We start from the raw sequence: 10,726 nt of genomic DNA on the forward strand, positions 1-10,726 counted from the left end.
CCCGCCTGGGGTGGTTGTGCGAGGTAGGCTTCCGTGACCCACCGCGCGCCCAGGTCGCGCACCACGGAGCCCCCTTCCAGCCGCATGCCCGCCGATACCCACGCCGACGCCCCGCCCAGCGCCGCATACGCCGACGCCGCCCGGGCCGAGTACCGCCTGCTAAGGCGGCTGATGATCGCCTCGCTGATGCTGGGCTGCGCCGGCTGCTTCGCCTTTAACATGGTCGACCCCGACCTGTGGGGGCACGTCCGCTACGGGCAGGAGTGGATCGAGGCGGGCCAGATGCACCGCACCGCTACCCACACGTTCACGGCCGAGGGCTACCGCTGGGTCAACCACGAGAACCTCGCCGAGCTGGCGTTCGCCTGGGGATTCGACCACCTGGGCGTGGGGGGGATGCTGATCGCTAAGTGCCTTGCCGGGATGCTGATCATCGGCCTGATGCTGATGGTCGCCGGCTGGCGGGGCGTCCGCCCGCTCACCGCGTGCGCGTTCCTCCTGCTGGTGGCGGTGAACCTGAAAGCCTTCTTCCCGATGCGCCCGCAGCTGCTCAGCTTCCTGTGCTGCGCGGCGATGCTGACCCTGTTGGAGGCCGCCTTCCTGCACTGGCGGCGGCCCTTCCGGACCCACGAGCCGGCCCAGCTGCCGGCCCGCCCCGCCATCGATTGGCGTCCGCTAGCCTTCGTGCCGGTGGTGCTGGTGGTCTGGGTCAACTCGCACGGCGGGTTCGCGGCCGGCGTCTGCATCGCTTGCGCCTACCTGTTCGGGCGCGGCGTCGAGATGTTGATCGACCGCCGCCCCGGCGACCTGCCGAAGATCGCCGGCCTGGCGGCCGTCGCGGCGGCCTGTGTGCTGGCGGTGTTCGCCAACCCCTACGGAACCGGCCTGGTCGCGTGGATGGCGGAGTCGCTCGGGAGCCCACGGCCCGAGATCACCGAGTGGGCCGGGCCGAAGCCCTCGGACCCGATCTTCTGGCAGCTGGTCGCGTTGGGGGTCGCCAACGCCATCGCCTGGGGCTTCACCAAAAAGCAGCGTGACTGGGTGAAGATCGTGATCCTGATGCTTGTCGCCTGGCAGGCGGTCAGCCACCTGCGGCACATCGCGTTCTTCGCGTTGCTCTCGGGATTCTGGACGCCGCCTCACGTGCAGAGCGTGCTCTCGGCGATGCGCAGCAAGGCGGCCAACGGCCTGGAGATTGTCCGGCCCGCGCCGCTGATGAAGTGGGCCGCGGTCGCGGCGATCCTGTTCACCACCTACGTGCAGACACGCAGCCTAGCAAGCCGGCTGCTCGTGCTGCCGGTCGCCTCGAACCAGTACCCGGTCGACGCGCTCCAATACATCGAGGACCACGAACTGTCCGGTCGGTTGGTTGTGTCCTTCAATTGGGCCCAGTACGCGCTGGCCGCCCTGGCGCCGGACACCACGGTCTCGTTCGACGGGCGGTTCCGCACGTGCTACCCACAGGAGGTCGTCGACATGAATTTCGACTTCCTGCTCGGCGAGCACGGCGGCGCACGGCACCGCAGCCCCAACTCGGGGCCGATCGACGGCGCCCGGGTGCTCAGCTATGGCGACCCCAATCTGGTGCTGGTCGACCGCACCTACCCCCACGCGGTGGAGGTGATGCGGCAGCAGTCCGCCGATCAGGGGGGGCGATGGTCCCTGCTGTACCAGGACGCCATCTCGCAGCTGTGGGGCCTGGCCAACCGGTACGACCAGCCCACGAGCCCCGACTACGTGGCGCCCGACAGCCGTTCGATCGGCGACCAAGAGTCAACCAGGCTGGTGCAGTGGCCCGCCTTCCCGCAACGCCGCGGCGGAGTGGCGAGCCGGCCGCAGCCGGAAAAACTGCAGATGACCCGTCGCGCCGACGAGCGTACAATCCCTCCGAGCCCAGGAGCCTAAGACCCCGTGGCTACTTCTCACGAACTCCTCGAAGACCAGCAAACCGCGCAGCCGACGGCCGGCGCAACCTCCGCGCCGACATCGGACAACAGCTACCTCGACCGGGCGATGTCGACGCTCGAGCAGGCCGAGGCCAGCCTGGCGGACGCTGCGCGGCTCGATGAGCCCGAGGCCCCGCAGCGCGTGGCGCTGGCGGTGTCGATCCTGATGCCGGTGTTCAACGAGCGCGACACCATCCGCGAGATTGTGGCGCAGGTCCAGCGGGTCGGCGTCCACCAGGAGATCGTGATCGTCGACGACTGCAGCACCGACGGCACACGCGACATCCTGATCGAGCTCGACCGCCAGGACGATATCCGCGTCGTGATGCACGGGTACAACCGCGGCAAGGGCGCCGCGCTGCGCACCGCCATGGCCCAGGCCAAGGGCGACGTGCTGCTGATCCAGGACGCCGACCTCGAGTACAACCCGACCGACTACCAGCGGCTGCTGGAGCCGATCGAGCGCGGCGAGGCCGACGTGGTCTACGGCTCGCGTTTCCTGGAGAACGCGCACCAGGACCCGTCGTTCATGCACCGGTTTGGCAACCGGGCGCTGACCTGGGCTAGCAACGTCACGACCGGTTTGCGACTCACCGACATGGAGACCTGCTACAAGGTCTTCCGCCGCGACACGCTGCGGGGCATGATGCTCCGCGAGGACCGATTCGGCTTCGAGCCGGAGATCACCGCCAAGCTGGCACGCCGCAAGTGCCGCGTCGTCGAGGCGCCCATCGGCTACAACAGCCGGGGCTACGACGAGGGCAAGAAGATCGGCGTCCGCGACGGCCTCCGCGCCCTGTGGTGCATCGTCCGCTACTCCCGCTGGGACTGACCCAGCCGGGGGTGGGGCGGGCCGCCGCCGTCAGCCCTTCGCGTTCAAGGCCTTCTCGATCGCCTCAACCACCTCGGGCGATTCCGGCTTCACGCGCGAGTCGAACCGGGCGACCACCTCGCCGTCACGGTTGAACAGGAACTTGGTGAAGTTCCAGCCGATCTCGCCGGCGAACTTGGGGTTGGTCTTCTCGGAGGTCAGGTACTTGTAGAGCGGCACCTGGTCCTTGCCCTTGATCTTGACGTTGCTCTTTTCGAGCAGGTCGAAACCGACGTTGTAGTTGGTCTTGCAGAAGGTCGCGATCTCGAGCGCCGTGCCCGGCTCCTGGCCGCCGAACTGGTTGCACGGCACGCCGACGATCGCCAGCCCCTTGTCGGCGTACTTCTCGTGCAATGCCTGCAGCGCCTCGTACTGCGGGGTCAGTCCGCACCGGCTGGCCACGTTCACCAGCAGCACGACGCGGCCGTCGTACTCCTTGGCCAGATTGATCTTCTCTTTCTTGCCGAGCTTGGACATCTCGAAGTCGAGCGCCTCGGGCAGCTTCTTCTCACCCGCTTCGGCCTTCTTGTCACCCGACTCAGCGGCGGCCACAACGGCGGGGATAAACAGGGACAGGGCGAGCAACGCGGCAAGCGAGCGGATGATCATCACAAGGCTCCGAGCGTGTGTGGGGTGAGTTGGGTGAGGTCCCGTATTCTAGGCGGCCCGAGGGCTGACGGCGAATTGTCAATTCTGCCTGTTTCGGCCAACAACAACGGCCACGACACCCTGTGCGCGGCCCGCCCGGCATCGCCCACCGTAAGCACTGGGGGCTTAATGGCTTGCGCCGACCGACCCGGCGAGCGTGGACCGCGTCTGACGCCACGGGGCGCGAGGGTGTATCCGAACCCGTTCCGACGTTCCACTAAGCGGCCTCCCAACGCCCCTTCATTAGAGAGCACGCGTGGCATGTTTTCGAGCGAAATCCGGGCGGATTCTAGGTGAACCAGGAGTAGATCTGACGACGACTTCCGTCTCCTCAAGGTGGAGTTCGTATCACCAGAACAGGTACCAGGCCATGCCCTGGGCCGGCGCTGCCACCACCATGCGGGCTCGGGAACGTCGATCGAGCTCAACATCGGACACATTCCCGCTGGCGTCGCGCACGTGCGCGGAATCGGTCAGCCCGGTGTAGTACAGGTCGACCAAGGTCTGCCGGCTGACAGCTTTGTCCAAGGGGTTGTAGACGCAGAGCATCCCCTTGTGCTCGAGCTCCGGGTTCACGTGCAGCATCCAGTCCAGGCCCCGCCCGTCGGCGCGGCGGCAGTGAATCAGGTCCGATTCCAAGATGTCGCGGTATCGCTTGAACCAGGCGACCGTCTCCTTCACCTTCTGCTTGGTGCGGTCCGTGTCAAACAGCCGAGGTCCCCGGTAGTGGGCCTGCACCCCCAGGCCCAGGTTGGACAGCATGATCCGCTCGTAGTGGTCCAGGTGCTCTTCGAGGGGCTCGATGGTCGCCTCGGCTCCGCCGCCGTGGTACTGAGCCAGCGGCACGTGCATCCACCCCATGCTCGGCGACTTCGTCCACGTGCCGTCGTAGATGTTCTGCCGGGTGTGGATGACCTGCTGCGACCGCGGCAGCGACCAGTTGGTCTCGCGGTATCCCATCCCGGTCTTGTTGCCGCCCACCAAGAAGTAGTAGTCGGGCTGATTGATATAGATCCCACTGGCCCTGAGGGCCCGGTACAGGTCGGCCACGATTCGCCACTGGGCCCAGCGGGAGTCCTGCTCGCCCTGCTGGTACGGCGGGCGGGGCGTCACATCGACGTCGCCCGGGTACGGCCCGTCATTCTCGAACTGGTCGAAGCCGGTTGCCTCGAAGAAGCTCTGCAGGTTCTTGAAGTAGTTGACGCCCCAGTCAGAGGTCGCGGCAGGCGCCCGACCGAAAGCGGGCCGCTGGCCCTCGGGGCTCACCACGTCGTTCCCGCCGCCGACGCTTCGCGACGAGAACAGCGAATAGGAGCCGAGTTCGATCCCCTGGGACTCGGCGTAGTCCGCCACGGCCTTCCACTTCTCCAGGTGCTCGGGCGCCATGTTCTCCATGTTGAAGCCGCTGCCGAACGACATGATGACCGCCTCGAAACCGACCTCCTTCGCCTGATCGATCGCTCGACGCACCTGGCCCAGGTCCGAGCTGAGCAGGTGGTGCGTGATTGGGTTCTCCGTGACCCAGGGCGCCAGCACGCGGTACATCTTCCGGAGCGCCATCCCGCGGCGCTCACGGTTCCCGTCATCGTAGACGAGCTCAAAGGTGTGGAAGCCGGTAAAGGTCTCCCCCGGCTTGACCACCTGGGCCGGGCCAAGCGTCGGCTCAGCCACCAGCAGGCAAGGAGTCTGCAGGTTGTAGTTGACCTGCGTCTTGAAGTCCGGGTCGGGCCTCCAGTGGATCGCGTGCCGGTTGGCGTTGGCGTGGGTGAACCCTCCGAACGCGAAGTCCGTTTCCGCGTGCAGGCAGTCGGGAGTCGGAATGCGTAGGTCGCCGCGCGTCTCGACCCAGTTCGCGTGCTCGACGACCGCCAGTTCCTCGCCCCGGAACCGATCGACCGTCAGGTCGGATGCGGACTCGTTGGTTACCGAGATCCGCTTGCACATCGCCGGCAGGCCGTCGTACATCTCGTAGTGGACGGTCACCAGGTAGTCGGCCCCAGTATCCTTGGCCGGTCGGTAGTCCATCGTGAGGCTCACGCCTCGGGGGGGCCAAACAGCGTCTGGGGCGTGACTCCTCCGCCGGCCCCAGTCAACCCGCTCGTCGGGCTCGCCGACGCGGACCACCACCAACCGCAGGGCTGCCGGGTCGGACGTTAGAGAGTCGAGCCACTCGTTGCTGAGGAACGCCTGGTTGGGTTGCCCCACCAGCCCACCAACCGGGGTCGCCACCCCATTGATCGTCACCCTCGCTTCGGGACGCACAGCGCGAAGCATCGACTGCCCGGTCATCAGGTTGTCGAACGCCACGCACGCGCCGTTGGGCGCCACCCGCCACGAACGGCGGATCAGCCCGTTGCTCAGCGAGATAGTCCTGCCCGCCTGGTCCCGCCGCGCCTCCGCGACGTACGGAGTCGCGTCAATCAGGTAGTCCGTTGGCGGCGAAACGAAGGTCGACCGGCCAACGTCTTCGCCGACAGCAATCGCGTCTACCCCAGGAATACGCCGTGCCGGCTGCGAAGCACTGTTCGTGCTTCCCAAGACCGAGTACGCACACAGAACCGCCGCCGCGACGTGCAACTTCAACGGAGCACCCCCAGAAGAGTCCGATGGCCATGGCTACCGCATCATGATGATGTTGTACCACAGGTAACAGCTGGCCTCCGAAGAGCACGCCGTTGGCTCGGCAGCAACCTGCGTCTAGCCGCTCGTCAGCGCCCGCCGAGCGGTGAGCACCGCGTCGCGGGCGGCATCGACCGTATCGGCCACGGCGGTCAGGTGTCCCATTTTGCGGCCCGGCCGGGCCTCGCCCTTGCCGTACAAGTGCAGCCGGACACCGGGCACGGCCTCGGCGGCCCGCCAGTTGGGCTCGCCATCGGCCCACAGGTCGCCCAGCAGGTTGGCCATCGCTACGGGCCGCGGGTTGTCCATCGACGCCAGCGGAAGGCCCGCCATCGCCCGGGCCTGCTGCTCGAACTGCGACGCCTCGCAGCCCTCGATCGTCAGGTGGCCGGAGTTGTGGGGCCGGGGCGCGATCTCGTTGACCAGCACCTCGCCGTCGGCGGTCTCGAAAAACTCCACGCACATCACGCCCACCAGGTCGAGCTCGGTGGCCACGCGTCCGGCGATCTCGCGGGCCTTGTCGGCGGTTGCGGCCGAGCACGCCGCAGGCAGCACCGACAGGTCGAGGATGTGGTTCTGGTGGTCGTTCTCGATCGGGCCGCAGAGCGACGTCTGGCCGTCGGCGCCGCGGGCGACGATCACCGACACCTCGCGGACGAAGTCGACGAAGCCCTCCATCACGCACGCGTGACGGCCGAGGTAGGTCCACGCGCCGATCGCCTCGTCGGGCGATTGGATGATCGACTGGCCCTTGCCGTCGTAGCCGAACTTGGTGGTCTTGAGCACCGCGGGCGTGCCGACCTTGTCGGCTGCCACGTGGCACTGCCCGTCGGTCCGCACCGGGGCGTACGGCGCCACCGGCACGCCGGCGCCGGACAGGAACCGCTTCTCGCGCAGCCGGTCCTGCACGGTGAACAGCACCTCGCCGGAGGGGCGGACCCGCGTGTGCCGCCCGGCGGCCTCGACCGCGGCCACCGGCACGTTCTCGAACTCCAGCGTTACCGCGTCGACCGAGCGCGCAAACCGGTCGACCTCCGCGAAGTCGTGGTAGTCGGCCGAGGTGTGCTCGTCGGCGACCTGCGCCGCCGGGCCGCCCGAGTCGGGCGAGAACACGTGCGTGCGGAAGCCCAGCCCGCGGGCCGCCTCACAGAACATCCTGCCGAGCTGCCCACCGCCGAAAACCCCTAGCGTGGCGCCCTCGTCCAACGGCTCCTGCCGACTCATTCCAGCTCCTTTTCCAGCGCCGATTGGGCCTGGTTCTTTCGGTACTCGGCCAGCTTCTCACGCAGCTCCGGCCGCGAGTTGGCCAGGATCCGCACCGCCAGCAGCCCGGCGTTCTTGGCGCCGGCGTCGCCGATGGCGAGCGTCCCCACCGGCACACCGCCCGGCATCTGGGCGATGGAGAGCAGCGAGTCGACGCCGCTCAGCGCCCGGCTCTTCACCGGCACGCCGAGCACCGGCAGCACCGTGAGCGAGGCGACCATGCCCGGCAGGTGGGCGGCCCCCCCTGCCCCGGCGATGATCACCTCCAGCCCGCGGCCCTCGGCCTGTTGGGCGTACTCGACCATCAACTCCGGCGTGCGGTGCGCCGAGACGATCCGCCGCTCGCAGGCCACGCCGAAGTCCTCCAGCATGTCGACCGCCGGGCGCATGGTCTCCCAATCGCTGTGCGAGCCCATGATCACGCCCACCAGGGGCTTGTCGGCGTTGGCCATCTTACGGGTTTCCTGCGTGGATCCTGCGGAAACGGCCCATCTTCCAGTGCGGGCCGCGGGTTGTCAACGAAGCCCGCTCAGCAGTAGTCCCGCAGGCGGAAGTGGAACTTGCCGAGCTTGCCGCCGTAGTTTCCGGCGCTGACGGCGGGGATCCCCTCGCCCGCCGCGGCCGCCAGCGCAACGCGGGTAGCCTCGCCAACCGCCTCCTCGCTCTCGCCGTTGAACACGATCTCGTAGGCGCACTCGGCGCCGTCGACAATCTGGCTCTCCACCCGGCCGCGGAGCGTGGGGCAGAAGGCGTCGTTCGTCGAGGCGACCATCCCCTTGTACTTGGCGCCCACCTTGCTGCCGCTGCGGACCACGCCGCCGGGGAACGGCGTGATGACTCCCGGCAGCGGCGCGAGCGCCTCGCTCACCCGCCGGGCGGCGTCCAGCGCGGCCCGCTGGGACTCGCCCTGCAGGATGATGTTGCCGCCGGCCACCCCCTTGGCGGCGCCCAGCTGCTCCTCGCACACGAACTCGCCGTCCATCACCGGGATGCGCCAGTACCGGCAGCCGTCGAGCACCTTGCTCTTCTGGTAGCCGTCGCCGAAGTACCGCAGCTGGCTGCCGAGCGGGATCTGCTCCTCGGCGTCCGGCAGCGCGTTGTACACGGCGGTCGTGGGGCAGGTCATCACGCACTGGCCCACCCGCTTCGGCAACGCCTTGGCGAGCGCGTCAGTCGAGAAGCCGAACGCCATGACCAGCGCGCCGGGCCGCTGGTCGGGGGTCTGGTCGGGAGGAAGCGGCCGTTCGACCGCGATCTCCGCGTCGCAGGCGATCACGCTCGACCCGTACCCGCACAGCTCGCGCGTGGCCGCGTCGAGCCAGTGCGCGTCGAGCGCCGTCACCAGCAGCCGCGTGTACCGCATGCGGAACGCTTCGGCGAAGGTGTCGACGATCTCCGTGGGGCCGATCTTCATCGCCCCATCATCGCGGGCCGCAATCCGGCGCACAAGCGGCTACGTGGCGCGGCAAATGCGATCGGCGAACCACTGCGGCAGCCGGCTTCCACCGGTAGTGGCTGGGGACTCAGCAGCCTAGAAGCCCACTGGACCAGGATCTTGCGATGAATTCGCTGCCGCTTTGGCCCGTCGCAGCGCGGACAGGAACTCGATGAGCTCCTCGTGCACCGCGCGAGTTTGGCTGATCACCAAGAAGCCGGCGGCAAGCGGCTTGAGTTCCGCGTCGCCGCCTTTATTGATGGCCCAAGTCTCCGGAACGATGGCGGAGGTGATCACCTCCGCCAACTCGGACAAACTGTTCTTGTCGGACGCCACGTCGGACACTGGGTAGATGCCCACGGTGAGACGCGTCTCGGCTTCGTCCTCGGTGGTGATCAGCAGCACCTCGTCAGCAACCACGTAGGTCAGCTCGAGCTGCTTGAGCATGAGCCGCAGCGCAGACTTCAACGAGATGTTGCGTAGGTTGACGGTCACATGCTCATCGGTTCCGATCCCGAGATCGTCCAACGCAGTCTCATCGAGTTGGATTCCAATCTCATACTCGTTCCGCAGGAAGTCGACCACCTCTTCCAGCGGCGTGTCGAGGAAGTCCAGGCCGGACGAGCTCAGCCTCCGGTCGAGCGCCCGGCGGATTCGGTTGCTCGAATCGCTGTGGGGCTCCGCCCAGTAGACCTGCTGCCGGTGCGGGTCGGCGTCCGGCTGCGCGTCGCGCTGCCGGGGCACGACCTCCCGCCGGCGTTCTTGCTCTTGCAGGTGCTGTTGCTCTCGCTGCATTTCACGCTGACGGTCTCGGAATTCCTGCTGGCGTTGGTCTTGGAGCTCGCCCGGTCCGAAGGGGTCGCCGGCGCCGCTGCCGAATGGGTCCTGCCCTTCGCTGGCAAACGGGTCTTCTCCATTTCCTGCGAACGGGTCCTGCCCGGCGCTGCCGCCGAATGGGTCGGCGCTCTCGTCGGCGGTGGCCATCACCCCGCCCGCTACTAGCAGCGCCGTCGTCAGTAGTGCCCCGCTGCCCCATGCCCGCGTCGCCATGACGTGTCCCCCGATTGGTGGTAGAGGTGGTGGCCCGCCGCACAGGCGGACCGGTTCGTCGGTTGGATTCGCGCGCCGCGCCGTAGTTATTGCCGCCGGCGGCTTGGTTTCTTGCGGCCGGCGGCTGGGCTTTACAGCATCTTTTCGAGCTGCCGCTCCAGGGCGCCGATGTCGTGCCCCCGCCAGACGGACGTGCCGCTGGCGTCGAACACCATGAGCGTCGGGAACATGTGGATGTCGAGCATCTCGAGCGGCAGCCCCGCCCCGTAGCCGACCGGCCAGTTGAACCCGTCGACGCGGTTGATCACGGCCTCCACCTGAGGACGCAGGTCCTCTTCCTCAAAGGTCAGCCCGACGAACTGCACGCGCCCGTTGGCGCCGTACCGCTCGTGCAGCCTGGCCAGCTTCGGCAGCGACGCCAGACACGGCCCGCAGGTGGTAAACCAGGCGTCCAGCACGACAATCTTGCCCTCGGTCGCGGGGGCGGCGTCGGCGTTCAGCCAGCCGGCCGCGTCCAGCGGCGGCAACGGCTGCGGCGTGTGCGGCTCGCTAGCGCCGCCAAACCGGCCGGGCCGCAGCAGCACGCCGGCGACCAGCAGCCCGCCGATCAGCAGGATGGGAACCAGATTCGACGACGACGGCTGTGGGGCCTTGGGTTCCGGGTCCATGCTCTCCGCCCGCGTTTGGCGCCCGGCGGCCCGGCAGGACTATTGTCCCTAGTTGCCGCGAAACGCATCCTTATGGTCAAAAGTCCCCTCCGGCCGCCGAAGAGAATCGCCCCAAGCCGCTACTGAGGAACGACTTGCGTCCTTAGCACAGCGTCGGCGGGGTCCGAGTTTTGTCCATTTCGGCGCGCACTTCGGACAAAAAGGGGACAAAACTCGCCCCTCACTA

The 10,726-nt window shown here is 67.8% G+C and carries 9 protein-coding genes; 2 read left to right on the forward strand and 7 right to left on the reverse strand.

The window, feature by feature from the left end:
* Window positions 1-84: 84 nt before the first annotated feature.
* Both KOR34_RS14660 and KOR34_RS14665 read left to right on the forward strand, forming a co-directional pair.
* On the forward strand, window positions 85-1,905 hold the full coding sequence (locus KOR34_RS14660; protein ID WP_146565302.1) for a hypothetical protein: 1,821 nt from the start codon (window positions 85-87) through the stop codon (window positions 1,903-1,905).
* Window positions 1,906-1,911: 6 nt separating this feature from the next.
* A complete protein-coding gene (locus tag KOR34_RS14665) occupies window positions 1,912-2,778 on the forward strand; it encodes a glycosyltransferase family 2 protein (RefSeq protein ID WP_228714616.1) in 867 nt (288 codons plus the stop codon).
* A 30-nt stretch (window positions 2,779-2,808) separates the two neighbouring features.
* On the opposite strand, the gene KOR34_RS14670 is transcribed toward KOR34_RS14665, so the two are convergent.
* From KOR34_RS14670 to KOR34_RS14700, 7 genes are all read right to left on the reverse strand, one after another.
* Complete coding sequence (locus KOR34_RS14670; protein WP_146565303.1) at window positions 2,809-3,426, reverse strand: glutathione peroxidase; 618 nt, start codon at window positions 3,424-3,426, stop codon at window positions 2,809-2,811.
* 387 nt (window positions 3,427-3,813) lie between these two features.
* A complete protein-coding gene (locus KOR34_RS14675) occupies window positions 3,814-6,048 on the reverse strand; it encodes an alpha-galactosidase (RefSeq protein ID WP_146565304.1) in 2,235 nt (744 codons plus the stop codon).
* Between the two features lie 114 nt (window positions 6,049-6,162).
* On the reverse strand, window positions 6,163-7,308 hold the full coding sequence (locus KOR34_RS14680; RefSeq protein ID WP_146565305.1) for a 5-(carboxyamino)imidazole ribonucleotide synthase: 1,146 nt from the start codon (window positions 7,306-7,308) through the stop codon (window positions 6,163-6,165).
* Window positions 7,305-7,799: a 5-(carboxyamino)imidazole ribonucleotide mutase gene (purE, locus tag KOR34_RS14685; protein WP_146565306.1), complete on the reverse strand. Its 495-nt coding sequence runs from the start codon at window positions 7,797-7,799 to the stop codon at window positions 7,305-7,307. Before purE ends, KOR34_RS14680 begins: the two co-directional genes overlap by 4 nt.
* Window positions 7,800-7,876: 77 nt before the next feature.
* Window positions 7,877-8,761 (reverse strand): formylmethanofuran--tetrahydromethanopterin N-formyltransferase, encoded by an 885-nt coding sequence (gene fhcD, locus KOR34_RS14690; RefSeq protein ID WP_146565307.1) that lies wholly within the window; start codon window positions 8,759-8,761, stop codon window positions 7,877-7,879.
* 117 nt (window positions 8,762-8,878) lie between these two features.
* Entirely contained in the window at window positions 8,879-9,832 is a 954-nt protein-coding gene (locus KOR34_RS14695) for an STN domain-containing protein (protein ID WP_146565308.1), read from the reverse strand.
* Between the two features lie 131 nt (window positions 9,833-9,963).
* A complete protein-coding gene (locus KOR34_RS14700) occupies window positions 9,964-10,500 on the reverse strand; it encodes a TlpA family protein disulfide reductase (protein ID WP_146565309.1) in 537 nt (178 codons plus the stop codon).
* Window positions 10,501-10,726: the final 226 nt, after the last annotated feature.

Source organism: Posidoniimonas corsicana (genome assembly GCF_007859765.1).
Classification (GTDB): domain Bacteria; phylum Planctomycetota; class Planctomycetia; order Pirellulales; family Lacipirellulaceae; genus Posidoniimonas; species Posidoniimonas corsicana.

Excerpts from the sequence above, each read along its gene's own strand:
- KOR34_RS14695 (WP_146565308.1), bottom strand. The coding sequence starts at position 9,832 with ATGGCGACGCGGGCATGGGGCAGCGGGGCACTACTGACGACGGCGCTG.
- fhcD (WP_146565307.1), bottom strand. The coding sequence starts at position 8,761 with ATGAAGATCGGCCCCACGGAGATCGTCGACACCTTCGCCGAAGCGTTC.
- KOR34_RS14680 (WP_146565305.1), bottom strand. The coding sequence starts at position 7,308 with ATGAGTCGGCAGGAGCCGTTGGACGAGGGCGCCACGCTAGGGGTTTTC.
- KOR34_RS14670 (WP_146565303.1), bottom strand. The coding sequence starts at position 3,426 with ATGATCATCCGCTCGCTTGCCGCGTTGCTCGCCCTGTCCCTGTTTATC.
- KOR34_RS14660 (WP_146565302.1), top strand. The coding sequence starts at position 85 with ATGCCCGCCGATACCCACGCCGACGCCCCGCCCAGCGCCGCATACGCC.
- KOR34_RS14700 (WP_146565309.1), bottom strand. The coding sequence starts at position 10,500 with ATGGACCCGGAACCCAAGGCCCCACAGCCGTCGTCGTCGAATCTGGTT.
- purE (WP_146565306.1), bottom strand. The coding sequence starts at position 7,799 with ATGGCCAACGCCGACAAGCCCCTGGTGGGCGTGATCATGGGCTCGCAC.